We start from the raw sequence: 26,945 nt of genomic DNA on the forward strand, positions 1-26,945 counted from the left end.
GTGAAAACCTATATCTAAGGTTTCAACAGGCCCGTCCGGGCTAGTGTTTCCTGATGAAATTAAAATCTAATCTGGCCTCACGTGAGGCTGTCTAGGGTGTCTCTATGTCCGAGAATAAACTCGCGCTTTCCGATCTGAAGGCGCAAAGCCCCAAAGCCTTGTTGGCGATGGCCGAAGAGCTGGAAATCGAAAACGCCTCGACGATGCGCAAAGGCGAGATGATGTTCCAAATTCTGCGCGAACGTGCGGATGAGGGATGGGAAGTCTCGGGTGATGGTGTGCTTGAGGTTCTGCAGGACGGCTTTGGTTTCCTGCGCTCGCCTGAAGCGAACTATCTGCCGGGCCCGGATGACATCTATGTCAGCCCAGAGATGATCCGTCAGCATTCTTTGCGCACCGGTGACACCATCGACGGCGTCATCAAAGCGCCGGATGACAACGAACGTTATTTCGCGCTGACGCAGGTGACGCAGATCAACTTTGAATCGCCAGAGAAGGCAAAGCACAAGATCGCCTTTGACAACCTGACGCCGCTTTATCCGGATGAACGTTTGAAGATGGAGATCGAAGATCCGACCATCAAAGACAAATCCGCGCGTGTCATTGATCTGGTCGCGCCGATTGGTAAGGGTCAGCGGTCTTTGATCGTGGCACCTCCGCGCACCGGTAAAACCGTGATCCTGCAAAACATCGCGCATTCGATCGAAGCCAACCATCCAGAGTGCTATTTGATCGTTCTGTTGATCGACGAACGCCCAGAAGAAGTTACCGATATGCAGCGCTCTGTGAAGGGCGAAGTGATTTCCTCAACCTTCGATGAACCGGCCACACGCCACGTGGCCGTGTCCGAAATGGTTATAGAAAAAGCCAAGCGTTTGGTGGAACATAAACGAGATGTTGTGATCCTTCTTGATTCGATCACAAGACTTGGTAGGGCGTTTAACACCGTCGTGCCGTCCTCGGGTAAGGTTCTGACCGGTGGTGTGGACGCAAACGCGTTGCAACGCCCCAAGCGTTTCTTTGGTGCGGCACGGAACATCGAAGAGGGTGGCTCGTTGACCATCATCTCCACCGCGCTGATCGATACCGGCTCGCGGATGGACGAAGTTATCTTTGAGGAATTCAAAGGGACCGGTAACTCTGAGGTCGTTCTGGATCGTAAGATCGCCGACAAGCGTGTCTTCCCAGCGATTGATATTCTCAAGTCCGGCACCCGGAAAGAAGACCTCTTGGTCGATCCGAAAGACCTGCAGAAAACCTTCGTTCTGCGCCGGATCCTCAATCCGATGGGCACCACGGATGCCATCGAATTCCTGTTGGGCAAACTCAAGCAAACCAAGACCAACGGCGAGTTCTTTGATTCCATGAATGCCTGATGCACCCAAAATGACCGGCGCATCCGACACAATTTTTGCACTCGCAACGGCCCCCGGTAAAGCGGGGGTCGCTGTCGTTCGGCTGTCTGGCCCGCGGGTCGGAGCTGCTGCGGATGTGTTGTTTGGCGATTTGCCAGCGCCGCGGGTTGCGCAGCTTCGGGTGTTGCGGGATCCTGCTGGAGTTCGCTTAGACGAGGCGCTTGTTCTCTATTTTCCAGAGAAAGCGTCGTTTACAGGTGAGGCTGTTCTAGAGCTCCAACTGCATGGATCCGTCGCGGTTGTGAACCAGGTACTGCGGGTTCTGTCTGACATCGATGGGCTTCGCTTGGCAGAGCCAGGGGAGTTCACGCGACGTGCATTGGAAAACGGCTGCATGGACTTGGCTCAGGTTGAGGGCCTTGCGGATTTGATCGACGCTGAAACCGAAGCGCAGCGTCGTCAGGCCTTGCGCGTTCTGTCTGGTGATCTGGGAAAAACTGCAGAGGTCTGGCGCCAGGATCTCATCCGCGCGGCAGCTTTGATCGAGGCGACGATTGATTTCGTCGACGAAGATGTGCCTGTCGACGTAACGCCCGAGGTTAATTCTTTACTAGAGAAGACTGTAGAGAAACTGCGGTCCGAGATAGCCGGTGTTTCCGTCGCAGAGCGGATCCGCAGCGGTTTTGAAGTGGCAATCCTTGGAGCCCCTAACGTCGGAAAGTCTACACTTCTTAATGCTTTAGCCGGTCGAGACGCTGCGATTACCTCTGAAATCGCCGGAACCACGCGGGATGTGATTGAGGTCAGAATGGACCTCAACGGTCTGCCGGTGACTGTATTGGATACAGCGGGTTTGAGGGCGACGGAAGATGTCGTTGAGGGCATCGGAATCGAGCGGGCAAAGCAACGCGCGGAGCAGGCCGACCTGCGTGTGTATCTTGTCGCGGGAGACGAGGACGTTGAAGTTTCGTTGGCGGCCGATGATATTCTTTTGCGATCCAAGTCGGATCTGTCAGGTGCGACTGGGTCAGCGATTTCTGCAGTGACTGGGCAGGGCGTGTCAGAATTGGTCGATCGCATATCCGACTCACTTGCGCGAAGATCCGCGCGTTCCGGAGTTGCATCTCGCGAACGCCATAGAGTAGCTATGAAATCTGCAGAACAGAGCATTCTTTCAGCCATTGGTCATATCTCGAATGGCGAAGAATTTTACGACCTTGGCGCGGATGATTTGCGTTCGGCCGTTTGGGCTTTGGATTCGATTGTGGGCCGAATTGATGTCGAAAATCTCCTGGATGAAATATTCTCGAGCTTCTGCATCGGAAAGTAAGGAGTGTTTCACGTGAAACATTTTGATGTGATTGTCGTTGGCGGGGGTCACGCCGGTTGTGACGCTGCTGCGGCCTCTGCGCGATTGGGCGCAAGAACGGCTCTTGTTACGTTGAAACGATTAGGCATCGGCGTCATGTCTTGCAATCCTGCTATTGGCGGGTTGGGAAAAGGCCATTTGGTTCGCGAGATCGATGCACTTGACGGTGTCATGGGGCGTGTCGCGGATGCTGCTGGTATCCAGTTCCGCTTGCTAAATCGGAGAAAGGGTCCGGCGGTTCAGGGACCCCGCGCGCAGGCGGATCGAAGGATATATCGCGAGCGGATGCTTCAAGAAATGGAAGCACAGACTGGCTTGGACATCATTGAGGGTGAGGTCGCTGATTTCTTGATGGAAGGCGAAGCTGTTCGGGGTGTCCGATTGGCTGATGGTTTAGATATTCACGCGTCCGCAGTGGTGTTGACGACTGGAACTTTCCTGCGAGGCGTTATTCATATCGGAGATGTGTCGAAACCCGGCGGCCGGATGGGTGACGCGCCATCTGTGAAGTTGGCCGAGCGGATAGATGGGTTTGAACTTCCATTGGGGCGCCTAAAGACAGGGACGCCTCCTAGGCTGGACGGCCGCACGATAAAATGGGACATTTTAGGATCCCAGCCGGGCGATGAAGATCCGGTTATGTTTTCATTTCTGAACAAAACGCCAGAGGCTCGGCAGGTAAACTGCGGTGTCACCCATACAAATTCGAACACTCACGACATCATCCGCACGAACCTCGAGCGTTCCGCGATGTACGGCGGGCATATAGACGGAGTAGGACCAAGGTACTGCCCCTCTATCGAAGACAAGATCGTGAGGTTTGGCGATAAGGACTCTCATCAGATCTTTCTGGAGCCTGAAGGACTGTCTGATCACACAGTGTACCCGAATGGTATCTCAACTTCGTTGCCTGCCGATGTTCAGGAGCAGTACGTCCATTCGATTTATGGCCTTGAGGACGCTAAGATCCTTCAGCCTGGTTATGCGATTGAGTACGATTATGTAGATCCCAGATCCCTCGACATGCGGTTGTCAGTGCGAGACGTGCCAGGCCTTTACTTGGCCGGACAGATCAACGGAACCACCGGATATGAGGAAGCTGCGGCTCAGGGTCTGGTTGCGGGTGCCAATGCCGCATTGGAAGCAATGGGGCACGATCCACTCTTATTCAGTCGAGCGGATAGTTATATTGGTGTTATGATTGACGACCTCGTCACGCGCGGCGTGACCGAGCCATATAGAATGTTTACATCCCGAGCTGAGTTCCGCTTGTCGCTACGTGCTGACAACGCGGACCAGAGATTAACCGGAATGGGTATTGAAATTGGCCTCGTTGGAGAAGAGCGCAAAAGTGCTTTCAGTCGCAAGATGGATGCCCTGAATGAAGGAAAGTCGCTCTTGTCGGATCAAACTTTCACCCCAAAGCAGGCGCAAGCCGTTGGTATCGAGGTGAACAATGATGGCAATCGACGCAGTGGATTTCAACTTTTGGCCTTTCCGAATGTAGAGATGGCAGATCTTGAACCACTGATTTCTGGCCTGTCACGTCTGGAGCCAGAAATTCAGGATCAGCTTTCGAAGGATGCCCTCTATTCGAATTATATCGAACGGCAAAACAAAGAAGTCGCGTCATTGCGGAAAGACGAAGCGCAGAAGATCCCTTCAGACTTTTCCTATGACGGGTTGGATGGACTCTCGAATGAGTTGAAGCTGAAACTTTCGCGCGCAAGGCCAGGTAACCTAGCGCAGGCAGCCCGTGTTGATGGTATGACGCCCGCTGCCTTGACGCTTCTTCTCGCGAAATTGCGTCAAGACTCCAGAAAGCAGGAGAAGTCAGCGTGAGTTCTAGCTACTCGCCCGCTGATCTCAATGTTTCACGTGAAACATTCGAAAGATTGGAAGTTCTTTCGGCCTTGCTGGTCAAGTGGAACAAGCGCATTAATCTCGTGTCAAACCAAACCATCCCAAACCTCTGGGAGAGGCACATCGCTGACTCTGCTCAAATTCTGAGCTGTGTTTCGTTGCAGCCACCCACAGATTGGGTAGACATCGGGAGCGGTGGAGGATTTCCGGGATTGGTGATCGCAGCCTGCGCGCCGGACCTAGATGTTGATTTGAAAATGACCATGATTGAGAGCGATATCCGAAAATGTTCGTTTTTGCGAAGCGCTTTGCGCGAAATGGGGGTTCCTGGGCAAGTTGTTTGTCAGAGAATTGAAAGCGCAGACGCACAAAATGCTGATATTCTTTCCGCCCGGGCCCTCAGTGACCTCGCAAAATTGTTAGAGTTTTCGGAATTGCACCTGCGCACCGGCGGAACGGCGATTTTTCCCAAGGGTGTGAACTGGAAAAAAGAAGTCTTGGCTGCAGAGGAATCGTGGTCTTTCACCTACGAGGCGATTACAAGTAATACGCAAGAGGGCGCAGTTATTTTAAAGATCGGAGATATACGTCGTGTCTGATCCTATCCGGGGCAATACACCGAAAATTATCGCAATTGCGAACCAAAAGGGTGGGGTTGGCAAGACAACCACGACCATAAACCTGGCCTCAGCTTTGGCCGAGAAGGGCGCCCGCATTCTGGTTGTCGATTTGGATCCGCAAGGCAATGCGTCTACCGGTCTTGGTGTGGATCCCGAAGATCGGGGGTTCACGACCTATGACCTTTTGGTGGGCGATGTCTCTTTGGAAGAGGTGATTTTGCCGACGGAGTCCTCGGATCTTTTCATTGTTCCGGCGACAGTCGACCTCAGCTCTGCGGATATTGAATTGATGGCGACGGAAAAGCGCAGCTTCCTTTTGCACGATGCGCTTCGCCAACCCGACATGGACCGCTATGAATTGGACTACATCCTGATCGATTGCCCGCCTTCGTTGAACCTCTTGACGGTCAACGCGATGGTCGCGGCACATTCCGTGCTGATCCCGCTGCAGTCAGAGTTCTTTGCCCTGGAGGGCCTGTCTCAGCTTATGTTGTCAGTGCGCGAGGTGCGTCAGACTGCCAATCCAAATCTTCGGATTGAGGGCGTTGTCCTGACAATGTTTGATGCGCGCAATAACCTGTCGCAACAGGTCGAAGAAGACGCGCGGGACAACCTGGGTGATCTGGTTTTCCAAACGAAAATACCTAGAAATGTACGGGTCTCCGAAGCCCCGTCTTTTGCGCAGTCGGTTTTGCAGTATGATCCGCAGTCAAAGGGTGCGATGGCATATCGCGATTTGGCGCAGGAGCTGCTGCAAAAACACATGATGGTTGCCGCACAATAACGATAAGGAGCTTGGCATGGCCGAAAACAGGATGAAATCAAGGGGTTTGGGTCGCGGCTTGTCCGCCTTGATGGCGGATGTGAATGAAGCACCGGCTGCGAATCCGTCAGAAGAGGGCAGCCGCCGCCCAGATATGATGGTTCCAATCGAAAAGATTGTGCCGAATCCTGATCAGCCCCGTCGCCGTTTCGATCCCGAGCACTTGGAGGACCTGTCGAACTCGATCCGAGAGAAAGGCGTGATCCAGCCTCTGATCGTACGCGAAAAGCCTGATGAAGCGGGGATCTACGAGATCGTAGCAGGTGAACGCCGGTGGCGCGCATCTCAGAAGGCGCAGCTGCATGAACTGCCTGTCATCCTGCGCGAATTCAACGACACCGAAGTTCTTGAGATCGCGATCATTGAAAACATCCAGCGCTCTGATCTGAACCCTGTCGAAGAAGCGGCTGGGTATCGGCAGCTGATGGACCGCTTTGGCCATACCCAAGAAGAGCTATCGAAGGCGCTCGGAAAAAGCCGTAGTCATATCGCGAACCTAATGCGCTTGCTCAATCTTCCGGGTGATATTCAGAGCCTGCTCGAAGAAGGAAAGCTCAGCGCCGGTCACGCACGCGCTTTGATCACCTCTGACCATGCTCATGAGATTGCGAGCAAGATTGTGTCCGATGGTCTGTCGGTGCGTCAAACAGAAGACATGGTCAAGAAGTTTGCCTCTGGGGAACGAGATAAGCCGAAGCCGAAGAAGGTCGAGAAGGACGCAGACACCAAGGCGCTTGAGGGCGATCTTTCTGCGAACCTAGGAATGAAGGTCTTTATTGATCACAAGTCTGGGTCCGATTCCGGACAGATCACGATCAAGTATAAAGACATGGATCAGCTGGACGAGCTTTGCAGGATACTTTCTGCTACCTAGCTTTCTGTTTCACGTGAAACATCGCTGTGCCAAGATATAGGGGCCGCTTTCAAAGTGAGCCCCTTTATTTTGTGCTACTTGCTAGGGCGCGTCCAAATGAACAACATGACCAATCCGAGTGTGATGGCTTGTATCGCGAGCACATGGTTTGGCACACCAAAGGCCAGAGAAACACCGAAAACCAGAACAACAGAGAGAGTAGCAAGCAGCTTCGCCTTAGTGTGAATAGCCCCTCTTTGGTTCCAGTCTTCGATAGGGGGGCCAAGTTTCGGATGCGTCGTAAGCCAGACATGCAGCCGCTTGGACCCCCGCGCGAAACAAAATGCGGCGAGTAACAGGAAAGGGACCGTTGGCAGAAGGGGTAGGGGTATTCCCAAAAGGGCGAGTCCTACACAGATTAGGCCAGCACTCGTCCAAATATACCGCATATGCCTAATCCACCAATATCTCGGCGAGAAGAGTATTCAAAACCATACGCCCGTCCTGGGTCGCGAACAGCCGCGAACCTTCCCGGCGCAACATGCCGATTGCTTCCATATGGGAGATTCGATCCTCGTTTAGGCTTCGATTTGATAGCAACCCCCAACGATCCAAGTCGACACCTTCCCTCAGGCGTAGACCCATCATCATCATTTCGTCGGACTGATCCGCATGGGAAATGGAGCGCCTTTGGCTTTCTGCACCACCGGCTTCTGCAGCCTCTAGCCATTTATTGGGATTGCGCCATTGCTCCGTCGCGTGGCGCTGGCCTCCCAGGGTGAGGCGACCGTGGGCGCCGGGACCGATGCCCGCATAATCTCCGTAGCGCCAATAGATCAGATTGTGCCGACTTTCGGATCCGGGCTTGGCGTAGTTTGAGACTTCGTAACCCTCGAGCCCTGCCTCTGCACAAATCTCTCCGGTGCGCTGGTACATATCCGCGGCCAAATCGTCATGCGGCAGGCCGCGCAGCTTGCCCTTGGCGTAGCGATCTCCAAAGGCGGTGCCGGATTCGATCGTCAATTGGTAGAGCGAGAGATGATCGATTGCCATCGACAGCGCCTCACGCAACTCGGCCTCCCATGCCTCTAAAGTTTGATCTTGCCGTGCGTAGATCAGGTCAAAACTTACGCGATCAAAATGGGTTCGGGCCACATCGAAAGCGGCGCGCGCCTCGGCAACGGAATGGAGACGACCTAGCCGGCGAAGGTCTTCGTCGTTGAGCGCCTGAATGCCCATGGACACGCGATTGACGCCACCGGTGCGATAGGCGGCAAAGCGACCGGCCTCGACCGAGGTTGGATTGGCTTCAAGCGTGATTTCCATGTCATTGGCGTTTGGCCAAAGCTGCGCGGTGCGGTCGATCAGGGAGGCCACGAGATCGGGATCCATAAGTGAAGGTGTGCCGCCGCCAAAGAAAATCGAATTCAGAACGCGCCCTTGGGTCTCCGCGCCCACCCGATCCAGTTCCGCCAATAGCGCCTTGCACCAGCGGGCCTGATCAATCTGAGCAGAGACATGGGAATTGAAGTCGCAATAGGGGCATTTGGCCTGGCAAAAAGGCCAGTGGATGTAGAGGCCGAAGCCTCCGTTTTGCCAGTCCTCAGCCAAAACAGCCCGCGACGAATTGGGCGAGGGCGCGGCCTCGGTGGCTGATTTTGTTTTTCTCGGCTTTGTCCATTTCCCCACAAGTGATGTCGTAGCCCTCGGGCATGAACATCGGGTCGTAGCCAAACCCGCCTTCTCCGCGGATCGGCCAGACGAGGGATCCTGGCATGACGCCTTCGAAAACTTCGTCGTGCCCGTCGGGCCAAGCAATTACGAGCGTGCAGCGAAACTGCGCGGTGCGGGGGGCATCCGGACCCTTCGCGGTGATCTCATCATTGGCGCGGGTCATCGCCATCATGAAGTCGCGACCATTTCCGGTCTCGGCCCAATCTGCCGTGTAGACGCCTGGCGCGCCGCCGAGCGCATCGATGGTGATGCCGCTGTCATCCGCGAGGGCAGGGAGGCCCGTGGCCTGCGCGGCGGCATGGGCCTTGATCCGCGCGTTGCCAACGAAGGTGTCTTCGGTTTCCTCGGGCTCTGGCAGGTCCATATCACCAGCCCCCACGACGGTAACACCGTGAGGGGCGAGGATCTCAGAGATCTCGGTCAGCTTGCCCTCGTTATGAGTGGCGACCAGAAGTTTGCTGCCCTCAAACTTGCGGGTCATGCAGTGGCTGCCAATTGTGCGGCGGCCAGCTCGGTGACGCCCTTTTCTGCGAGGTCCATCAGCTGGTTCATCTGGTCACGAGAAAAGACAGAGCCTTCCGCGCTCATCTGAACTTCGATCAGGGTTTTCTTGCCCAGCATGATGAAATTACCGTCCACACCGGCCTCGGAATCCTCTGGGTAATCTAGGTCAAGAACGGGCTGACCCGCATAGATCCCGCAAGAGATCGCGGCGACCGGATCGAGCAGAGGATCAGAGACGATATCACCAGCTTTCAGCAATTTATTGACCGCAAGGCGCAGGGCGACCCAACCGCCTGTGATCGACGCACAACGCGTGCCGCCGTCCGCTTGGATGACATCACAGTCCACCGTGATCTGGCGTTCTCCCAAGGCAACGCGATCCACACCCGCGCGCAGAGAGCGACCAATCAGGCGTTGGATTTCAACCGTGCGACCGCCTTGCTTGCCCGCCGCCGCTTCGCGGCGCATACGCGAAGATGTCGAGCGAGGCAGCATCCCATATTCCGCGGTGACCCAACCCAGGCCCGATCCTTTAATGAAAGGCGGAACGCGATCTTCCAAAGTCGCCGTGCAAAGCACGTGGGTGTCGCCCATTTTGATCAGGCAAGAGCCTTCGGCGTGTTTGGTCACATTGGTCTCGATTGAAACCTCGCGCATTTCATCGAGTTGACGTCCGGAAGGGCGCATGGGGAATTCCTTTGCATAGTAAGCTTAGCCACGGGATACAGGCGGCGGGGCGGCAAGCGCAACCCTCTTTGCCCTTTCCGCTTGCGCCCCGGGCCATCGCGCATAGATTAATAAGCATGAGCCAGCAAAGCGATATCCTGAATGAGCTGAACGACCGGTCGCGCGAGGTGTTTCGCCGCGTGGTCGAAGGCTATTTGGAATCCGGTGAACCTGTCGGGTCACGGACGCTTACGCGCGAGTTGTCGGAAAAAGTTTCGGCCGCGACGATCCGTAATGTGATGCAGGATCTGGAGTATCTTGGCTTGCTGGATTCTCCTCATGTCAGCGCCGGACGCGTGCCCACGCAACAGGGCTTGCGGATGTTTGTGGATGGGCTGCTTGAAGTGCAGGATCTGGACCAATCCGACCAGCAGAAAATCGACGCGACGCTTGGCGACAACGCGGGCGACGTCGGCGCGATGTTGGATCGCGTGGGATCTGCGCTATCCGGCGTGACACGGGGCGCGTCCTTGGTGTTGGCGCCGAAACATGAAGCACCGATCCGGCACATAGAATTCGTGAGCTTGGGCCACGACCGCGCAATGGTGGTTCTGGTGATGGCCGATGGTCATGTAGAGAACCGTCTTTTCACGCCGCCGCCCGGGCAAACGCCAAGCTCTATGCGAGAGGCCGCGAATTTCCTGAATGCTCTGATCGAAGGCAAAACCCTGTCAGAGCTGCAAACCGTGATGCGCGGCGAAATTGAAAAACGTCAGCAGGAAATCGACGTCCTGTCGCGGACTCTGATCGACCAGGGCCTCGCCGCATGGGCCGACGACGGAGACTCGCCAGAACGTCTGATCGTCCGCGGGCGCTCTAATCTGTTGGACACCGGGCAGTCTGAGGGCGACCTCGATCTGATTCGAACCCTCTTTGATGACCTCGAACGCAAGCGTGACATCGCGGGTTTCCTCGAATTGGCCGATCAAGGCGAAGGCGTGCGCATTTTTATTGGCTCAGAGAACAAACTTTTTTCACTTTCGGGTTCCTCTTTGGTGGTGTCTCCATATATGAACGCTGATCGAAAGATTGTGGGTGCGGTCGGGGTCATTGGGCCCAAACGTCTGAACTATGGACGGATCGTTCCCATCGTGGACTATACGGCGCAGCTGGTCGGGAAATTGATTTCTGACCGGACATAGAGGTGAGACATGGCAGAGCCGAAAGAAGAAGAGTTTCTGGATGACGTTGCAAATGCGGAGGCCGAAGAGTTTCTGCAGAATCTGGACGAGCTTGAAGACGAAGCAATTGAGCTGGACGAGCTGAAAGCCGAGCGGGACGACTACAAAGATCGCTGGATGCGCGCCTTGGCGGATGCCGAGAATTCCCGCAAGCGGGCGGACAAAGCCCGTCGCGATGCCGAGAACTATGGTGGGTCCAAGCTGGCACGTGACATGCTGCCGGTCTACGACAACATGAAACGTGCGATTGAGTCGATCACGGACGAGCAGAAAGAAAGCGCGTCCGGTGTGATCACTGGCATCGAGCTGACCATGCGCGAGCTGTTGAACGTCTTCAAAAAGCACGGGCTGGAAATGATCCGCCCCGAGGTTGGCGACAAATTCGATCCAAACCAGCACGAGGCGATGTTCGAAGCGCCGGTGCCGGGTACCAAAGCAGGCGAGATCATTCAGGTCTCGGCTGAGGGCTTTATGCTGCATGATCGCCTGCTGCGTCCGGCGCAGGTTGGTGTGAGTTCAAACGTCGGCTAACCCCAAAGCCACATCGATGAATTGCGAAAGCCCCGGCTCGAGAGAGCTGGGGTTTTTTCGTTATGGATTTCAGAAACGCAATGCGGCTCTAAAAGGAAAATATTAGACTCTATTTCACCAGTAAATGGCAATTTCTGGGAAAATCCGCATCCGTGCTTCAGGCAGCCAAATATACTCTACTAGCGGCAACAGTCGGTAAGTTCGCTCGATAACTGTTTGAAATTAAGCGACAATTCAGCGGTTGGCGGTGAAAACGCCGAAATGTTCGGATTTTGATAGCGATTTTCCGCAATTTCCAAAAATTCACCTATTTCAATATTCGATTTTTGCTATGTAAATTTCGCGAATTTGCCCGTTTCAAGCGCCCAAACCATCAGATCATTCCAAATATCTCACAACCAAAGCTATCTAAGACACGAAAATTAGGGAAAGATGGCTGCGTTAACGGTTTCATAGAGGGGTGGTTTCGCATGCTTAGATGTCTCGCTGTGCTCTGTTTGGCGCTTTTGCCGATAAGCGCGACGGCGCAATCCTATCCCGATTACACCGAGCCTTATGTCAACGACTTTGCCTACCTGCTGTCCGTCGAACAAGAAGAGGTCCTGCGAGAAAAACTGAAAGAGCTCCGCCGGGAAACCGACATCGAGTTCACGGTCGTGGTGATCGACAATATGTCGGACTACGGTCATGAAGGCGCGATCGAACCTTTCGCGACGGGGCTCTTCAATGCTTGGGGTGTCGGAGATGCGACTCGGAACGATGGCGTCATGTTGCTGGTCGCGCGTCTGGATCGCGTGCTTCGGATCGAAGTGGGGTCAGGCTATGGCGATGACAAGAACGACGCGATGGCGGCGATCATCGACGACAAGATCATACCGAACTTTCGCGACGGCGACTATTTTCGCGGAATTGAGCGCGGTGTCGATGCGATCATACACGAGGTCAGCGGCACCTGGCCCGGAGAGTTCAATTCCACTTTTCTAGAGCGGCTTTGGAACCGGATCGTTTGGGGGCGGCAGATAGTCGGCGATTGGATCGCCGTGCTTTATGCCTTTCTTGCGGGGCTCGGGTATCGCCAGTATCGCAAGTGGAAACGCAATAAGCCCCGGATCTGTCCTGAGGATGGATCGGTGATGCGCAGGGTGGATGAGCTAGAGGACGACAAGTACCTAAAAGATGGCGAAAAGATCGAGGAAAAGCTTCAAAGCGTCGACTATGATGTTTGGCTCTGCGACCAATGCGACCATCGCACAATCGAAGCCTATAAAAGCTGGTTCAGCAGTTATGGCGCCTGTCGTACCTGCAACTACCGGACTTTGGCGGGGACGACGACGATCATTGAGCATGCGACGACCAGCTCCGAGGGGCTGAAACGCGTCGACTATCATTGCAAGCATTGCGACGACAGCTATTCGACCCATGTGACGATCCCAAAAAAGTCCAAAAGCAGCTCGTCGTCTTCGGGCGGGAGCTTTGGGGGCGGGTCTTCTTCGGGCGGGGGCGCAAGTGGTAGCTGGTAGTTATTCCTGCGCTAAGCCTTTCAATTCATAGAGTAATTCCAAGGCTTCGCGGGGCGTGAGGTCGTCTGGATTCATCGACTGAAGCCTTTCGACCGCAGGCGACGGCGCGGAAGGCTTTGGCGCTGGCGCAGGTGTTGCGGCAAAGAGGGGCAAGTCATCAATCAGAGCCTTGGTTTCGCCACCGTCACGCTCGTTCTTCTCGAGCATCTCCAAAACACTGCGCGCGCGTTCGACGACGGAGGGCGGTAGGCCCGCCAGTTGCGCGACTTGCACGCCGTAACTGCGATCCGCCGCGCCACGTTTGACGTCGTGCAAGAAGATGATCTCGCCGTCCCATTCCTTAACGCTGACCGTGGCGTTGTCGACACCGTCAAGCTTGCCGGCCAGCGCGGTCATTTCATGATAGTGCGTGGCGAAGAGCGCGCGGGATTTGTTGACCTCGTGCAAATGTTCGAGCGTCGCCCAGGCAATCGACAGCCCGTCATAGGTCGCGGTGCCTCGGCCGATTTCGTCAAGGATCACGACGGCGCGGTCATCGGCTTGGTTTAGGATCGCGGCGGTTTCGACCATCTCGACCATGAATGTCGACCGGCCTCGGGCCAGATCATCCGACGCGCCAACGCGGGAAAAGAGCTGACTGACAAGGCCGATTTTGGCGGCGTCCGCGGGAACGAAACTGCCGACTTGGGCGAGGAGTGCGATCAAAGCGTTCTGGCGCAGGAAAGTGGATTTACCGGCCATGTTGGGACCGGTCAAAAGCCAGATATGCGCGTCGCCGGAGCGCGAGAGATCACAGTCGTTGGCCACGAAAGGCGCACCGCCTTGTTGCCGGAGGGCTGCTTCGACAACCGGATGGCGCCCGCCTGTGATCGCAAAATCATGGCTGTCGTCGACCACCGGTCTCGCCCAGTTTTCAGAGGTGGCGAGATCAGCAAACGCGGCCTGAACATCGAGCTCAGCGAGCGCACGCGACGCGGTCGAGATCTGCGCAGACGCATCCAAAACCGCGCCTTTTAAGGTGTCATAGAGACACTTTTCGATCTCAAGCGCCGTATTGCCCGCGTTCAGGATACGGGTTTCCAGGTCGGACAGTTCCACCGTTGTGAACCGCACTTGGTTGGCGGTTGTTTGTCGATGAATAAAGGTCTCGGATAGGGGTGGCGACATCATCGCGTCGGCGTGTTTTGCGGTGGTCTCTACGAAATAGCCAAGGACGTTGTTGTGTTTGATCTTGAGGGACTGGATGCCTGTCAGTTCCGCAAACTCAGCTTGCATTCCAGCGATGATCCCACGCCCTTCGTCGCGCAGCTTGCGCGCCTCGTCGAGGGCTTCGTCGTACTCGGGTGCGATGAAACCACCATCTCGGGCAAGCAGGGGCGGGTCGGCCACGAGGGCTGCATCGAGCAAATCAACCAGCGCGTCATGGCCCGTCAGCGCATTCAATGCATCCGTCAAAAGGTGAGGGGCATCGGGCAGCCCGCGTTCGGCAAGTTCAGTTGCCTGAATGAGACCGTTGCGAATGGACGCAAGGTCTCGTGGGCCGCCGCGATCCAGCGATAGGCGAGAGAGGGCGCGGTCAAGATCGGGGACGCGTTTCAAAATCTCGCGCAGGTCGCGGGATTGGGGTGCGTGTTCTGAGAAGTAACTCACCGCATCCAGCCGCGCGTGAATGGGATCCAGCGACAAGGCGGGCGATGAAATCCGGCGTTCCAAAAGCCGAGCGCCCGCCGAGGTTACGGTGCGGTCAACAGTCGCCAAAAGGGATCCCGCGCGGCCGCCGCTGAGCGCTTGTGTTAGTTCCAGGTTTCGACGCGTCGCCATGTCGATCTGCATTGTGCCACCGAGTGTCTCTCGATGCGGAGGACGCAGAAGTGGGAGTTTCCCTTTTTGGGTAATTTCCAGATAGTCCACGATGGCACCAAGCGCGCCGATTTCAGGGCGTGTGAAGCTGCCGAAGGCGTCCAATGAGGCTGCGTCGAACAGGCCAGCCACCCGTTTTTCTGCCGATGTACTGTCGAACGCACCACGCGACACAGAGGTCAAAGGAACGCCCATATCAGAGACTATTTCACCTAAACCGCCTTCCGAGCCTTCAGCCACCAAAAGCTCTGATGGGGCCAGCCGAGCCAGCTCTGCGCCCAGCCGAACGCGTGGCAGAACCATCACATTCAATGCGCCCGTCGAGATGTCCGCCCAAGCCAAAGCAGCCTCGTCCCGGACTTGTGAAAATGCGGCCAAAAAGTTGTGGCGGCGTGCGTCCAGAAGGGAGTCTTCGGTCAAAGTGCCGGGCGTCACAAGCCGCACGACCTCGCGACGGACAACGGCTTTGTAGCCACGTTTTTTTGCCTCAGCCGGCGTCTCCATTTGCTCGCAAACGGCCACGCGGAATCCCTTTCGGATCAGCGTCAGGAAATATCCCTCCGCCGCGTGGTGAGGCACGCCGCACATAGGGATCTCGTCGCCATCGTGCTTGCCGCGTTTGGTCAGTGCGATGTCCAAAGCCTCGGCGGCCGCGACTGCGTCGTCAAAGAACATCTCATAGAAATCCCCCATCCGGTAAAACAGCAAGGCGTCCGGATTCGCGGCTTTGATCTCTAGGTATTGCGCCATCATTGGCGTCACGGCAGGCTTTGCTGCGTTCACTGCTGGAACCCCCCAAGGTTTCGTCCCGCAGGTGTAGCAAACTCGGGCCGTGAGGTGGAAGCCGAATTAATACGGTTTTGACGCTAACAAGGTTGTGGGCGACCTTTTCTGTGGATATCACGACTCTGATCCAAAGGAATGCACCCATGCCCAAGACCAAAGTTACGTCAGAAGAGGCTTTAGCCTTTCACCTAGAGCCGACCCCCGGGAAATTTGAAATCAACGCTACTGTTCCAATGACCACGCAGCGCGACCTGTCGTTGGCCTATTCTCCGGGCGTGGCGGTGCCTTGCGAAGCGATCGCCGAAGACCCTTCGACGGCTTATGACTACACCAACAAAGGCAACCTAGTTGCGGTGATCTCGAACGGGACCGCGGTTCTTGGTTTGGGGAACCTCGGCGCGCTGGGCTCTAAGCCGGTTATGGAAGGTAAAGCGGTTCTGTTTAAGCGCTTTGCCGATGTGAACTCGATCGATATCGAGCTGGACACCGAAGACCCCGATGAGTTCTGCAACGCGGTGCGTCTGATGGGCCCAACCTTTGGCGGCATCAACCTTGAGGACATCAAAGCGCCTCAGTGTTTCATCATTGAGCAGCGCCTTAAAGAAGAGATGGACATTCCGGTCTTTCACGACGACCAGCACGGCACGGCGGTGATCTGTGCGGCGGGTCTTCTGAATGCGCTTAAGATCTCTGGCAAGAAAATCGAAGATGTGAAGATCGTGCTGAATGGCGCGGGTGCTGCGGGCATTGCCTGTATCGAACTCGTGAAGGCCATGGGCGCGAAGCATGACAATTGCATCGTTTGTGACACCAAAGGCGTGATTTATCAGGGGCGTACCGAAGGTATGAACCAGTGGAAATCGGCGCATGCGGCGAATACCGATCTGCGCACTTTGGAAGAAGCCATGAAGGGCGCGGATGTCTTCCTTGGCGTTTCCGTTAAGGGTGCTGTGACGCCTGAGATGGTTGAAACCATGGCACCGGATCCTCTGATCTTTGCAATGGCGAACCCGGATCCGGAAATCACTCCAGAAGAAGCGCAGAAAGTGCGGCCCGATGCCATCGTCGGCACTGGCCGTTCGGATTACGCGAACCAGGTGAACAACGTACTGGCTTTCCCGTATCTGTTCCGCGGTGCTCTGGATATTCACGCGCGCGCGATCAATGACGAGATGAAAATCGCCTGTGCCCGTGCGCTGGCAGAACTCGCGCGGGCGGATGTGCCTGATGAGGTCGCGATGGCGTATGGCCGCAAGCTGACCTTCGGTCGGGATTACATTATCCCGACGCCATTTGACCCACGTTTGATCCACATCATTCCGCCGGCGGTCGCGAAGGCCGGTATGGATACCGGCGTTGCGCGTCGTCCGATCATCGACATGAATTCCTATGAGGAAAACTTGAAATCGCGGATGGATCCGACCGCCAACATCCTGCGCAGCCTGAACGCGCGGGCGCGGTCCGCGCAGGCGCGGATGATTTTTGCCGAGGGCGACGATCCGCGTGTTCTGCGTGCAGCTGTGACCTATTCCCGTAGCGGGTTGGGCCGAGCGATTGTCGTTGGACGCGAAGCCGACGTGGCCGAAAAGCTCGAAGCAGCAGGTCTGGGCGACGCGGTTTCCGAGATCGAAGTAGTGAACGCGGCGAACACGCTGCATTTGGGAACCTACAAGGATTTCCTTTATAAGCGTCTGCAACGTAAGGGCTTTAACCGCACCGACGTGCATCGCCTCGCGTCGCGGGATCGTCATGTCTTTGCGTCCCTGATGCTGGCGCATGGTCACGGAGATGGTCTGGTGACCGGCGCGACGCGTAAGTCTGCGCATGTGATGGAGCTGATCAACCACGTGTTTGATGCTAGTGCGGACGCGGGGGCTGTCGGCGTAACGGCTCTGCTGCACAAAGGTCGTATTGTATTGATCGGCGATACTCTGGTGCATGAATGGCCCGATGAAAACGACCTGGCACATATCGCAGAGCGTGCCGCTGGTGTCGCGCGTCACATCGGTCTTGAGCCGCGTGTTGCCTTTGTCAGCTTCTCGACCTTTGGGTATCCGGTTTCTGAGCGCGCCGAGAAAATGCACATTGCGCCGCAAGTTTTGGACAAACGCGGCGTGGACTTCGAATATGAGGGCGAAATGACCGTGGATGTGGCGTTGAACCCATCTCAGCAAGAAGCCTATCCATTCCAGCGCCTGACCGGGCCCGCAAATATCCTGGTTGTTCCTGCGCGCCACTCGGCGAGCATTTCAACGAAGCTTATGCAGGAAATGGCGGATGCCACTGTGATCGGCCCTATTTTGGCGGGTATCGATCAGAACATTCAGATTTGCTCTACGGCCTCGACCGCCAATGACATCGTGAACATGGCGATCTTGGCGGCCTGTAAGATCGGGTAACGACCTTAGGAATCACAAAAAAGGGGGCCACTAGGCCCCCTTTTTTAATGCGAGTTTTGCTGAATTAGTTCAGTAGTTTATGAGCGAAAGGCGCGTCGCTGCCCCAGAGTTCCTGAACACGGGCATCTCGACCGCAGGCAAGGCGATAGCGTTTATAGGCTTCGGATTGTTTCTTTGGACCAAAGCGGGTCAGAACCAGCTTGGTGCCTTTGTAATAATCCTGATGTACCTTTTCGGCTTTGTAGAACTCTTTTGCTGGCAGGATCGGGGTCACGATTTTGCGGCCCAAGTCAGAAGCGGCTTTGGCTTTGGCGGACTCAGCGGCTGCCTTTTGCGCGTCGTTTTTATAGAAAATCGCTGTGCGATAGGGGGCGCCTCGGTCGCAGAACTGACCGCCAGCGTCGGTTGGATCCACAGAGCGGAAGAACTTATAGAGCAGCTCATCGCGGGTGACCTTGTTGTTGTCAAAACGGATCTCGACGGCCTCATAGTGGCCCGAGCCCTTCTTGCTGACGTCCTTGTAGGTCGGGTTCGCGAGGGTACCGCCGGTGTAGCCAGAGACCACCGATTTCACGCCGCTCACCGATTCAAAATCGCTTTCGACACACCAAAAGCAGCCGCCGGCCACAATGAGTTTTTCCGTACCAGCCTGAGCCGGCGCGTGATGCAGAGAAGCGCCGATGGCGATAAAGCCAGCCAGCAGCCAATATTTCAAAGCGACCATGCGCGTCATATTCCTGTCCTTTCAAACCGTGATGGCGAAAAATTGAGGGCACCTTGCCCGAGAGGGGCTTTTCGGCCAAGTCACAGGCCCGTGACGTCACAGCTTGGTGAAGTTTGTTTAAGTCTTGGATTTCCGAGGTTTGGCGCATAACGTCCGCGCAAAACGAGCGAGGTAGCGATGCAAACCCCCAAGAAGATCGCCATGTGGAGCGGGCCGCGAAATCTGTCGACGGCGATGATGTACAGCTTTGGCAGCCGCGCGGATTGTGCGGTGGTGGATGAGCCGTTTTATGCGGCTTATCTGGACATGACGGGGTTGGATCATCCGATGCGGGATGAAATTCTGGCGAGCCAAAGCCGAGATCCTCAGAAGGTTGCGGATTGCCTGATGGGGGACAATCCAGGCCAAAAACCCTATTACTATCAGAAGCATATGACCCAGCACATGATCGACGGTGTGCCGCGCGATTGGATGCGTGACGTGATCAATGTGTTCCTGATCCGCCATCCGGCGCGGGTTATCGCGAGCTATGCCGCCAAGCGGGAAAACCCGACGCTTGAGGATATAGGGTTTCGTCAACAAGCCGAATTGTTTGATTTGGTCAGTGGCTGGGGGCAGGTGCCGGTTGTGCTGGACAGCAGCGATCTAAGAGATGCGCCACAAGAGAAACTTGAGGCGCTTTGCGAGGCGATTGGGATCGGGTTTTCACCGAATATGATGTCCTGGGCGCGTGGAGGGCATCCAAATGACGGGGTTTGGGCCTCGCATTGGTATGGGGCCGTGTGGAATTCTGAAACATTTGCGGGAGCAGAGGGCGAGATGCCCGAGGTTCCGGACGTGTTGCAGCCCGTGCTTGAGGCGGCATTGCCCTATTATGAAAAACTCGCGGCGGTGAAACTGTAGTCGGGGCTTTGCCCCCTTGGCACGCGCCAATTCCCCCAGAGTACTTGCGGCAAGATGAAAGCGATGCGGGCACCAAAGAGCGCCCGCGTTTAGCCCAGTAGCTTGCCGAGTTTCATTGCGACGCCCATATCGCCTGAGACTTTGAGCTTGCCCATCATGACGCCCGTCATAGGGTTAAGCTTACCGGTCAGGAGCTTCACCAGATTGTCCTGGCTGATCCTGATGGTGCAATCCGTGTCCTGATCCTCGGTGCTGGCCGCGCCATCCGCCAGAACGATCACACCGTCCTCACCGCAGTCGAATTTCAGCGAGCCGTCGAAGTCTTTGCCAGACAGGCCCGCGCCGATTTTTTCTGCGATTTGATCCATTTGGAGGCTCCTAACACGAAAGCCCGCCATGGGTAGGCGGGCTTTGGAAATGGATCAATGATGACTTTGGGGAAGCTTACTTCTCGACCCGCTTGTTACGTGTCGCCAAAAGTTTCAGACGCAGGGCGTTCAGCTGGATAAAGCCTGCCGCGTCTTTTTGGTCATAAGCACCTGCGTCTTCTTCAAAGGTCACATGGGCCTCGGAATAGAGCGAGTGGTCAGACCAACGGCCTACACAGGTTGCCGCACCTTTGTAGAGCTTCAGTTTCACAGTTCCGGTGACGTTTTCTTGCGATTTGTCGATAGCGGCCTGCAGCATTTCGCGTTCAGGAGAATACCAGAAACCGTTGTAGATCAGCTCTGCGTAGCGTGGCATCAGGCTGTCTTTCAGATGGCCCGCGCCGGAATCCAGGGTGATTTGTTCGATGCCGCGGTGGGCTTCGAGCAGAACAGTGCCGCCTGGGGTTTCATAGATGCCGCGGGATTTCATGCCGACGAAGCGGTTCTCGACGAAATCCAGACGGCCGATGCCGTGTTTGCCGCCCAGCTCGTTCAGTTTGGTCAGGATGGTCGCCGGGCTCATCGCCTCGCCATTGATCGAGACCGCGTCGCCTTTTTCAAAGCCGATTTCGATGAATTCCGGCGTTTCAGGCGCGTCTTCTGGTGCAACGGTGCGCTGATAGACGTAGTCAGGGGCCGCTACGGCTGGGTCTTCGAGGACTTTGCCTTCAGACGAAGTGTGCAGCAGGTTCGCGTCCACCGAGAAGGGCGCTTCGCCACGTTTGTCTTTGGCGATTGGGATCTGGTGCTCTTCGGCGAACTCGATCAGCTTGGTGCGGCTGGAGAGATCCCATTCGCGCCATGGGGCAATCACTTTGATCTCTGGGTTCAAGGCGTAAGCCGCCAGTTCGAAACGGACCTGATCGTTGCCTTTGCCGGTCGCGCCATGGGCGACAGCGTCGGCACCGGTGGCCTCTGCGATCTCAATCAAACGTTTGGAGATCAGCGGGCGCGCAATCGAGGTGCCCAAGAGGTACAGACCTTCGTAAACCGCATTGGCGCGGAACATCGGGAAGACGAAGTCGCGCACGAATTCTTCGCGGATGTCTTCGATGTAGATGTTCTCTGGCTTGATGCCCAGAAGTTCAGCCTTTTGTCGCGCGGGTTCCAGTTCTTCGCCCTGACCAAGGTCAGCGGTAAAGGTGACGACTTCGCAACCATATTCGGTTTGCAGCCACTTCAGGATGATCGAGGTATCAAGGCCACCGGAGTAGGCCAGAACAACTTTCTTTGGCGCGGACATATTCATTCCCTTCAGACGAGCAACGAAGGGCCGATAACGCGTTTTGCGCAAGGGGGCAAGCGGTGTGACCTATCGGGGTTGCCGAGTCGAAAGAAAAAGTCGATCAACGTAGTGATCGATGTGCATTTGGAGCCGGTTTTGTTGGGTTTTAAGATACTTCTGCATTCAGTGCGCCTGATTTTGCGGAATTGGAGGGTTGCCCTTCGGCTCTCATCGCCACTGGTGCTCTTGCTTGTCCTGTCGCCCATCGTGTTTGGCGTCGATTACCTGCAGCAAACAGACAGTGACGCCTTGGGTACCACGTCTGGCGCATCGTCCACTATCGCAGGATTTCTACAATTTCTTGCGGGCCTCTGGGTGGCGGTTGCGTGGCACAGGTATGTCCTGATGGAAGAAGACAGCGGGGCGCTGATACCTTCGCTAAACGCGGCGCGGATCGTTGCTTACTTCACTCTAGGGCTGAAGATCTTTCTTCTGCTGCTTTGCGGAGGTATTTTGACGGCGATCCTTCTGGCTGTGCTTAGCAGTTCGTCTGCCGGCGAAAGCGCTTCTGCCCTTATCGTCATATCGGTCATTGTCGGTGCATTTTGGGTTTTCTACAGGCTCTCACCTGTTCTTCCGGCCGCTGCATTGGACACACAGGCTTCGATCAGAGGAGCATGGAATGTGACCCGCAGACTGTCTGGCGCTATTCTGGTCATGGTGTTGTTGCTTGGTGTTGTGTCCTTTGTTTTGGTGATCGTGATTGAGCCAATTCAGTACATTTCTGGCCCCATGTACCTTGCGCTGTCGTCAATACAAATTTGGTTCACGGTTATGGTTGGCGTGAGCATCCTGACGACAATTTACGGTGTTACTGTGGAAAACAGGGCGCTTTAGCGCAGTATTCATTGGTATTCTTTGGCGCGAAGGCTTGCTCTCTGTCATGGCTTGCGTCACCAAAGCGGAATGACCAATTTCCGCACCCTCGCCAAAGTCGCAGAAACCGCCATGCGCAGCGTCTTTGAGCCGACGCCCTTGCAGCGCAACGACCACCTCAGCCAGAAATACGGGGCTGAGATTTATCTGAAGCGCGAAGACCTCACCCCGGTGCGGTCTTACAAACTGCGCGGGGCCTTCAATGCGATGCGCAAGGTATTGGCTGCGGATCCCACCAAAGATCTCTTTGTCTGTGCCTCGGCCGGCAATCACGCGCAGGGCATGGCCTATATGTGTCGCCACTTCGGGGTGCGTGGTGTGATCTTCATGCCGGTGACCACGCCGCAGCAGAAGGTCTTTAAGACAGAGGTTTTTGGTGGCGACTCCATCGAAGTGCGCCTGATCGGAGACTACTTCGACGACACTCTGGCAGCAGCACAGGAGTATTGTGTTAAGGCAAGCGGGACATTCCTACCGCCGTTTGATGATCCTGATGTGATTGAGGGGCAGGCGTCCGTTGGCGTTGAAATCGAAAACCAGTTGCGTCGCGTGCCGGATCGTGTGGTTTTGCCGGTTGGGGGCGGAGGCTTGTCGGCGGGCGTGACGCAATATTTCGGGGAGGATTGCGCCTACACATTGGTCGAGCCCGAAGGCGGCAAAAGCCTCGCAGCGGCTTTGGCCGAAGGTGCCCCCACAACGCTTGAACATGTCGATAGCTTTGTTGACGGCGCGGCCGTGGCGCGGATTGGGGCAACGACGTTTGACGCTCTAAAAGACATCGATCCAAGCGACGTTCGCTCCGCGCCTGAGGATCGGATCTGCTCGACTATTCTAGAGATCCTCAATGTTGAAGGCATCGTACTGGAACCCGCAGGTGCGCTTGCGATCGATATTCTTCGCGACATTAAGGACGAGATCAAAGGCAAGACCGTGGTCTGTGTCACCTCAGGCGGCAACTTTGATTTCGAGCGATTGAATGAGGTCAAAGAACGCTCACAGCGATACGAAGGCCTGAAGAAATATTTCATTCTCAGGCTGCCCCAACGCCCCGGCGCCCTCAAAGAGTTCCTTGGCATCCTTGGCCCCGATGATGACATCGCGCGGTTTGAGTATCTCAAGAAATCCGCGCGCAACTTTGGCTCGGTCCTGATCGGGATCGAAACCAAAGACCCCGCGAACTTCGAACGCCTCTTCGCGGCGATTGACGCACTGGGCATGGCCTATACCGACATAACGCAGGACGAGACGCTGGCGCAGTTTGTGATCTGACGCCGTTTCATCTTGCCAAAAATACTCAAATCTGAACGGTGCATCCGAGCCTAAAGCTTGGATAGAAAATGCGCGTCGCCCTCGTTGAACAAGACGCGCAAAGCCACCGACTTCGGCATCCAAATCGCCTCATGCCCCGCTTCAATCGGAGGCCCCAACCGCACCGTCGGCCGCGCCACATAGATCGTGCAGAGCTTTTCCGCCCAGAACCCATACTCCGGCATATAGGTAAACCGCCGAAACGCCCCCAATCGGCGCGGGGGTGTCATATGCCAGCCGGTCTCTTCATAGACTTCACGATGCAGGGCAGGGATGGGCGACTCGCCCGGATCAATTCCGCCACCGGGCAGCTGGATTTCCGGCGCATCCATGGTCTCGGGCAGATACTGGCGCGTCACCAAGATGTCATCGCCCCGCAAAAGCGCCACATAAGCACCGGGCCGGCGTTTATAGCGCCGCGCGCCGTCAGGAGGGGTTCCAAAGCGTCTGATCATAAGATAGGGGGCCTTTTCACGCGTCTTGTCGCACCTATATAGCTGCGGTATGCCAATTCTGGGCGCTTTCTAAAACCCCCAAGGACAGATCATGACTCTTGGAAATAAAATCGCATGGGACGACACCGTATTGCCGTTCCAACTGGACAATTCTGACATCCGTGGCCGCGTCGCGCGTCTGGACGGGGTGCTGCATGGCATCCTGAAACAACACGCGTACCCTCCGATGGTCGAGGCTCTGGTCGCCGAGATGGCTTTGCTGACGGCTTTGATCGGTCAATCGATCAAGCTGCGCTGGAAGCTGTCCTTGCAGGTGCAGACCAATGGTCCGGTGCGGATGATTGCGACCGACTACTATGGTCCGTCTGAAGAAGGCGAGCCTGCGCGCATCCGTGCCTATGCGAGTTTTGACGAAGAGCGTCTGACCGAGGGCGACGGCTTTGCGCAGCTCGGCAATGGCTATTTCGCGGTTCTGATCGATCAGGGCGAAGGGATGCAGCCTTATCAGGGGATTGCGCCGTTGGTTGGCGGGTCTCTGGCCGCAAGTGCCGAAGGCTATTTCGCGCAATCAGAACAGCTGCCGACGCGCTTCTCGCTGAAATTCGGCAAATCCACCGAAGCTGGTGGCGAAGAGCATTGGCGTGCCGGTGGCGTAATGCTGCAGCATATGCCAAAGGCCTCGCCCTTTGCCTCTGGCGAAGGTGGGTCTGGCGAGGGCGGCACTTTGACAGCCTCGGACCTGTTGTTCGAAGATGATGAGGAAAACTGGAACCGCGCCAATATCCTGCTGAACTCTGTGGAAGAGCTGGAGCTCATCGGCCCATCGGTCACGCCGGCGGACCTCCTGGTGCGCCTGTTTCACGAGGAAGCTCCGCGGGTTTATGACGCGCAGGCGGTGAAATTTGGCTGTAGCTGTTCTGAGGACAAGGTGCGTCAAAGTCTTTCGATCTATTCGTCGCGCGACATCGAAAAGATGACCACGGCTGAGGGCTGGGTTACAGCGGATTGTCAGTTCTGCGGCACGCATTACCAGCTTGATCCAAAAACTGTCGGACTAGAGGCCGAAAAGGCCCGTAAGGCGGCAGAACAATGAGCGATCCTCTCGCGCCTTTGCTTGCGGCTTTGGCGCGGGAGTCCGCGAGCTCGTCTGATTTCGATCTGAACCCCGGTGTCGTGTTGCCCGAGGGACGCAAGCTGCGTCCAGCGGGCGTTTTGATGCCGGTTCAGGTGATTGATGGCGTGGCGCAGGTCCTGCTGACCAAACGCGCGAGCCATTTGAAACATCACCCGGGCCAGATCGCCTTTCCCGGCGGCAAGCAGGAAGAGAGCGACGCGGATGTCACCGCCGCCGCTCTGCGCGAGGCGCACGAAGAAATCGGGTTACCTGAAGATGCAGTGCAGGTTCTGGGTGTCTTGCCGACGCATGAGACCGTGACGAGTTTTACCGTGACGCCTGTGATTGGCCTGATCGAACGTGATTTTACGATCACGCCGGAACAGGGAGAGGTCGAAGAGGTGTTTCGCGTTCCACTTGGTCATGTGACTGATAAGGCGAACTTTTCCGTGCAAGGCCGTCGCTGGTTGGGTCAGAGGCGGCATTACTACACTGTGCCATTTGGCCCTTATTACATCTGGGGCGCGACCGCGCGTATTTTGCGGGGGTTGGCCGAGAGGATGTCCGCGTGAAGATCTCTGGCGACTGGCTGACGCGAGCGGAAACGCAGGCTGTTTTCGCGATGCTCTCAGACGCCGGATATCAGGTCTATGCGGTGGGTGGCTGCGTGCGCAATGCGCTGATGGGCGTCGCTGTGTCTGATGTGGACATGAGCACTGACGCGCTGCCAGATCAGGTCGTGCAATTGGCGAAAGCGGCTGGGCTCAAGGCTATACCAACGGGTATCGATCACGGCACCATCACTGTCGTGTCCGGCGGTATCCCGCATGAAATCACGACCTTCCGCAAAGACGTGGCCACGGATGGCCGCCGCGCGACCGTTGCCTTTTCCACGAGCGTGACGGATGACGCACGGCGTCGGGATTTCACGATGAACGCGCTTTATGTGGATCGGGACGGAGAGGTCTTGGACCCTCTGAGCGGGATGGCTGATCTTGAGGCGCGTATTTTGCGGTTTATTGATGATCCAACCCAGCGCATTCGCGAGGATTATCTGCGGATCCTGAGGTATTTTCGCTTTCATGCGTGGTACGGGGATCCATCGGCGGGGATGGATTCTGAGGCTTTGGCGGCGATTTCTGAGACCTTTGAGGGTCTTGAGCGGATTTCCAAAGAGCGGGTCGGAGCGGATATTTTGAAGCTGTTGTCTGCCACAGATCCAGCCCCCTCAGTCGCGGCCATGCGTCAGACTGGTGTTTTGGGACAGGTCCTACCCGGAGCCGATGACCGCACGCTTGCGCCCTTGGTGCATTTGGAAGGTGAGGCGGGTCTCGCGCCGGATGCGCTGCGTCGTCTTGCCAATTTGGGTGGGGATGCGGTTTCAGAAAACCTCCGCCTGTCTAAAAAACAGACTGAAATACTTGATGTGCTGCGCGATGAAATCGGCTCGATGGAGGCTTTGGCCGCGGTGGCCTATCGGCATGGTGCGGATGTGGCCCATTCCGTTGCGCTATTGCGCGCGGCGGTTTTTGAGACGCCATTGCAGCCCGAGATGAAAACAGAGATCGCGCTGGGCGCAGAGGCGGAATTTCCGGTCAAGGCCGCGGATTTGATGCCAGAGTTCGCGGGCGTGAAGTTGGGCGAGGCTTTGAAAACCCTTGAAGCGTCGTGGATTGCGTCGGGGTTCGCTTTGACCAAAGACGACCTGTTGCGCTCCCTTTAGGCGTG

The 26,945-nt window shown here is 56.2% G+C and carries 25 protein-coding genes; 16 read left to right on the forward strand and 9 right to left on the reverse strand.

Annotated features, from left to right (window positions below; all coding sequences use genetic code 11):
• The first annotated feature begins 104 nt into the window (after positions 1-104).
• Genes rho through WG622_RS06870 form a run of 6 tightly spaced genes read left to right on the forward strand, consistent with a single transcriptional unit; the run spans position 105 to position 6,904 of the window.
• Positions 105-1,376 (forward strand): transcription termination factor Rho, encoded by a 1,272-nt coding sequence (gene rho, locus WG622_RS06845; RefSeq protein ID WP_209357789.1) that lies wholly within the window; start codon positions 105-107, stop codon positions 1,374-1,376.
• Positions 1,369-2,685, forward strand: a complete 1,317-nt coding sequence (gene mnmE, locus WG622_RS06850) for a tRNA uridine-5-carboxymethylaminomethyl(34) synthesis GTPase MnmE (protein WP_339402901.1) — start codon at positions 1,369-1,371, stop codon at positions 2,683-2,685. Before rho ends, mnmE begins: the two co-directional genes overlap by 8 nt.
• A gap of 3 nt (positions 2,686-2,688) precedes the next feature.
• Positions 2,689-4,566 (forward strand): tRNA uridine-5-carboxymethylaminomethyl(34) synthesis enzyme MnmG, encoded by a 1,878-nt coding sequence (gene mnmG, locus WG622_RS06855; protein WP_339402902.1) that lies wholly within the window; start codon positions 2,689-2,691, stop codon positions 4,564-4,566.
• Positions 4,563-5,186 carry a 16S rRNA (guanine(527)-N(7))-methyltransferase RsmG gene (gene rsmG, locus WG622_RS06860; protein WP_339402903.1) on the forward strand — a complete coding sequence of 208 codons (624 nt, stop codon included), beginning with the start codon at positions 4,563-4,565 and terminating at the stop codon, positions 5,184-5,186. Before mnmG ends, rsmG begins: the two co-directional genes overlap by 4 nt.
• Positions 5,179-5,991, forward strand: coding sequence for a ParA family protein (locus tag WG622_RS06865; RefSeq protein ID WP_209357785.1), 813 nt, complete (start codon positions 5,179-5,181; stop codon positions 5,989-5,991). The genes rsmG and WG622_RS06865 overlap by 8 nt, the downstream gene beginning before the upstream one ends.
• 16 nt (positions 5,992-6,007) lie before the next feature.
• Positions 6,008-6,904: a ParB/RepB/Spo0J family partition protein gene (locus WG622_RS06870; RefSeq protein WP_339402904.1), complete on the forward strand. Its 897-nt coding sequence runs from the start codon at positions 6,008-6,010 to the stop codon at positions 6,902-6,904.
• A gap of 74 nt (positions 6,905-6,978) precedes the next feature.
• On the opposite strand, the gene WG622_RS06875 is transcribed toward WG622_RS06870, so the two are convergent.
• From WG622_RS06875 to rph, 4 genes are read right to left on the reverse strand one after another with little or no spacing between them, the layout of a single operon-like run.
• On the reverse strand, positions 6,979-7,332 hold the full coding sequence (locus WG622_RS06875; RefSeq protein WP_339402905.1) for a YbaN family protein: 354 nt from the start codon (positions 7,330-7,332) through the stop codon (positions 6,979-6,981).
• A 4-nt stretch (positions 7,333-7,336) separates the two neighbouring features.
• Complete coding sequence (gene hemW / locus WG622_RS06880) at positions 7,337-8,494, reverse strand: radical SAM family heme chaperone HemW (RefSeq protein WP_339402906.1); 1,158 nt, start codon at positions 8,492-8,494, stop codon at positions 7,337-7,339.
• Positions 8,487-9,098, reverse strand: coding sequence for an RdgB/HAM1 family non-canonical purine NTP pyrophosphatase (rdgB, locus tag WG622_RS06885; protein ID WP_339402907.1), 612 nt, complete (start codon positions 9,096-9,098; stop codon positions 8,487-8,489). Before rdgB ends, hemW begins: the two co-directional genes overlap by 8 nt.
• Entirely contained in the window at positions 9,095-9,808 is a 714-nt protein-coding gene (gene rph / locus WG622_RS06890) for a ribonuclease PH (RefSeq protein ID WP_339402908.1), read from the reverse strand. The genes rdgB and rph overlap by 4 nt, the downstream gene beginning before the upstream one ends.
• Positions 9,809-9,924: 116 nt before the next feature.
• Here rph and hrcA point away from each other — a divergent pair, with 116 nt between their 5' ends.
• The 3 genes from hrcA (at position 9,925) to WG622_RS06905 (ending at position 13,079) form a co-directional block, all read left to right on the forward strand.
• Positions 9,925-10,989: a heat-inducible transcriptional repressor HrcA gene (gene hrcA, locus WG622_RS06895; protein ID WP_339402909.1), complete on the forward strand. Its 1,065-nt coding sequence runs from the start codon at positions 9,925-9,927 to the stop codon at positions 10,987-10,989.
• Positions 10,990-10,998: 9 nt separating this feature from the next.
• Positions 10,999-11,559 (forward strand): nucleotide exchange factor GrpE, encoded by a 561-nt coding sequence (locus WG622_RS06900; protein ID WP_339402910.1) that lies wholly within the window; start codon positions 10,999-11,001, stop codon positions 11,557-11,559.
• Positions 11,560-12,029: 470 nt separating this feature from the next.
• Positions 12,030-13,079, forward strand: coding sequence for a TPM domain-containing protein (locus tag WG622_RS06905; RefSeq protein ID WP_339402911.1), 1,050 nt, complete (start codon positions 12,030-12,032; stop codon positions 13,077-13,079).
• Here WG622_RS06905 and mutS read toward each other — a convergent pair whose 3' ends face one another.
• Positions 13,080-15,692 carry a DNA mismatch repair protein MutS gene (gene mutS / locus WG622_RS06910; protein WP_339403011.1) on the reverse strand — a complete coding sequence of 871 codons (2,613 nt, stop codon included), beginning with the start codon at positions 15,690-15,692 and terminating at the stop codon, positions 13,080-13,082.
• 176 nt (positions 15,693-15,868) lie between these two features.
• Between mutS and WG622_RS06915 the strand changes: the two genes are divergently transcribed.
• A complete protein-coding gene (locus WG622_RS06915; protein ID WP_339402912.1) occupies positions 15,869-18,124 on the forward strand; it encodes an NADP-dependent malic enzyme in 2,256 nt (751 codons plus the stop codon).
• 64 nt (positions 18,125-18,188) lie between these two features.
• Here the strand turns inward: WG622_RS06915 and msrA are convergent, their stop codons facing one another.
• Positions 18,189-18,857, reverse strand: a complete 669-nt coding sequence (gene msrA, locus WG622_RS06920) for a peptide-methionine (S)-S-oxide reductase MsrA (protein ID WP_339402913.1) — start codon at positions 18,855-18,857, stop codon at positions 18,189-18,191.
• Between the two features lie 168 nt (positions 18,858-19,025).
• Between msrA and WG622_RS06925 the strand changes: the two genes are divergently transcribed.
• Positions 19,026-19,751: a sulfotransferase-like domain-containing protein gene (locus WG622_RS06925; protein WP_339402914.1), complete on the forward strand. Its 726-nt coding sequence runs from the start codon at positions 19,026-19,028 to the stop codon at positions 19,749-19,751.
• A gap of 89 nt (positions 19,752-19,840) precedes the next feature.
• Here the strand turns inward: WG622_RS06925 and WG622_RS06930 are convergent, their stop codons facing one another.
• The gene (locus WG622_RS06930; protein ID WP_339402915.1) at positions 19,841-20,119 is read right to left on the reverse strand and encodes an SCP2 sterol-binding domain-containing protein; all 279 of its coding nucleotides are present in this window, start codon (positions 20,117-20,119) and stop codon (positions 19,841-19,843) included.
• Between the two features lie 76 nt (positions 20,120-20,195).
• Complete coding sequence (locus tag WG622_RS06935; protein ID WP_339402916.1) at positions 20,196-21,422, reverse strand: argininosuccinate synthase; 1,227 nt, start codon at positions 21,420-21,422, stop codon at positions 20,196-20,198.
• Positions 21,423-21,809: 387 nt separating this feature from the next.
• On the opposite strand from WG622_RS06935, the gene WG622_RS06940 reads away from it, so the two are divergent.
• The gene (locus tag WG622_RS06940) at positions 21,810-22,301 is read left to right on the forward strand and encodes a hypothetical protein (protein WP_339402917.1); all 492 of its coding nucleotides are present in this window, start codon (positions 21,810-21,812) and stop codon (positions 22,299-22,301) included.
• Positions 22,302-22,370: 69 nt separating this feature from the next.
• The gene (gene ilvA / locus WG622_RS06945) at positions 22,371-23,609 is read left to right on the forward strand and encodes a threonine ammonia-lyase IlvA (protein ID WP_339402918.1); all 1,239 of its coding nucleotides are present in this window, start codon (positions 22,371-22,373) and stop codon (positions 23,607-23,609) included.
• Positions 23,610-23,659: 50 nt separating this feature from the next.
• Here the strand turns inward: ilvA and WG622_RS06950 are convergent, their stop codons facing one another.
• Positions 23,660-24,103, reverse strand: coding sequence for an NUDIX domain-containing protein (locus WG622_RS06950; RefSeq protein WP_339402919.1), 444 nt, complete (start codon positions 24,101-24,103; stop codon positions 23,660-23,662).
• 91 nt (positions 24,104-24,194) lie between these two features.
• Between WG622_RS06950 and hslO the strand changes: the two genes are divergently transcribed.
• Genes hslO through WG622_RS06965 form a run of 3 tightly spaced genes read left to right on the forward strand, consistent with a single transcriptional unit; the run spans position 24,195 to position 26,940 of the window.
• Complete coding sequence (hslO, locus tag WG622_RS06955) at positions 24,195-25,196, forward strand: Hsp33 family molecular chaperone HslO (protein ID WP_339402920.1); 1,002 nt, start codon at positions 24,195-24,197, stop codon at positions 25,194-25,196.
• On the forward strand, positions 25,193-25,789 hold the full coding sequence (locus WG622_RS06960) for a CoA pyrophosphatase (protein WP_339402921.1): 597 nt from the start codon (positions 25,193-25,195) through the stop codon (positions 25,787-25,789). Before hslO ends, WG622_RS06960 begins: the two co-directional genes overlap by 4 nt.
• On the forward strand, positions 25,786-26,940 hold the full coding sequence (locus WG622_RS06965; RefSeq protein WP_339402922.1) for a CCA tRNA nucleotidyltransferase: 1,155 nt from the start codon (positions 25,786-25,788) through the stop codon (positions 26,938-26,940). Before WG622_RS06960 ends, WG622_RS06965 begins: the two co-directional genes overlap by 4 nt.
• The last annotated feature ends 5 nt before the right edge of the window (positions 26,941-26,945 follow it).

This window comes from Cognatishimia coralii (assembly GCF_037478305.1).
GTDB lineage: Bacteria > Pseudomonadota > Alphaproteobacteria > Rhodobacterales > Rhodobacteraceae > Cognatishimia > Cognatishimia coralii.

Coding starts and splice junctions, on each gene's coding strand:
- rho (WP_209357789.1), top strand. CDS start 105: ATGTCCGAGAATAAACTCGCGCTTTCCGATCTGAAGGCGCAAAGCCCC.
- mnmE (WP_339402901.1), top strand. CDS start 1,369: ATGCCTGATGCACCCAAAATGACCGGCGCATCCGACACAATTTTTGCA.
- WG622_RS06870 (WP_339402904.1), top strand. CDS start 6,008: ATGGCCGAAAACAGGATGAAATCAAGGGGTTTGGGTCGCGGCTTGTCC.
- WG622_RS06875 (WP_339402905.1), bottom strand. CDS start 7,332: ATGCGGTATATTTGGACGAGTGCTGGCCTAATCTGTGTAGGACTCGCC.
- rdgB (WP_339402907.1), bottom strand. CDS start 9,098: ATGACCCGCAAGTTTGAGGGCAGCAAACTTCTGGTCGCCACTCATAAC.
- rph (WP_339402908.1), bottom strand. CDS start 9,808: ATGCGCCCTTCCGGACGTCAACTCGATGAAATGCGCGAGGTTTCAATC.
- hrcA (WP_339402909.1), top strand. CDS start 9,925: ATGAGCCAGCAAAGCGATATCCTGAATGAGCTGAACGACCGGTCGCGC.
- WG622_RS06900 (WP_339402910.1), top strand. CDS start 10,999: ATGGCAGAGCCGAAAGAAGAAGAGTTTCTGGATGACGTTGCAAATGCG.
- WG622_RS06905 (WP_339402911.1), top strand. CDS start 12,030: ATGCTTAGATGTCTCGCTGTGCTCTGTTTGGCGCTTTTGCCGATAAGC.
- mutS (WP_339403011.1), bottom strand. CDS start 15,692: ATGATGGCGCAATACCTAGAGATCAAAGCCGCGAATCCGGACGCCTTG.
- WG622_RS06915 (WP_339402912.1), top strand. CDS start 15,869: ATGCCCAAGACCAAAGTTACGTCAGAAGAGGCTTTAGCCTTTCACCTA.
- msrA (WP_339402913.1), bottom strand. CDS start 18,857: ATGACGCGCATGGTCGCTTTGAAATATTGGCTGCTGGCTGGCTTTATC.
- WG622_RS06925 (WP_339402914.1), top strand. CDS start 19,026: ATGCAAACCCCCAAGAAGATCGCCATGTGGAGCGGGCCGCGAAATCTG.
- WG622_RS06930 (WP_339402915.1), bottom strand. CDS start 20,119: ATGGATCAAATCGCAGAAAAAATCGGCGCGGGCCTGTCTGGCAAAGAC.
- WG622_RS06935 (WP_339402916.1), bottom strand. CDS start 21,422: ATGTCCGCGCCAAAGAAAGTTGTTCTGGCCTACTCCGGTGGCCTTGAT.
- WG622_RS06940 (WP_339402917.1), top strand. CDS start 21,810: ATGGAAGAAGACAGCGGGGCGCTGATACCTTCGCTAAACGCGGCGCGG.
- ilvA (WP_339402918.1), top strand. CDS start 22,371: ATGACCAATTTCCGCACCCTCGCCAAAGTCGCAGAAACCGCCATGCGC.
- WG622_RS06950 (WP_339402919.1), bottom strand. CDS start 24,103: ATGATCAGACGCTTTGGAACCCCTCCTGACGGCGCGCGGCGCTATAAA.
- hslO (WP_339402920.1), top strand. CDS start 24,195: ATGACTCTTGGAAATAAAATCGCATGGGACGACACCGTATTGCCGTTC.
- WG622_RS06960 (WP_339402921.1), top strand. CDS start 25,193: ATGAGCGATCCTCTCGCGCCTTTGCTTGCGGCTTTGGCGCGGGAGTCC.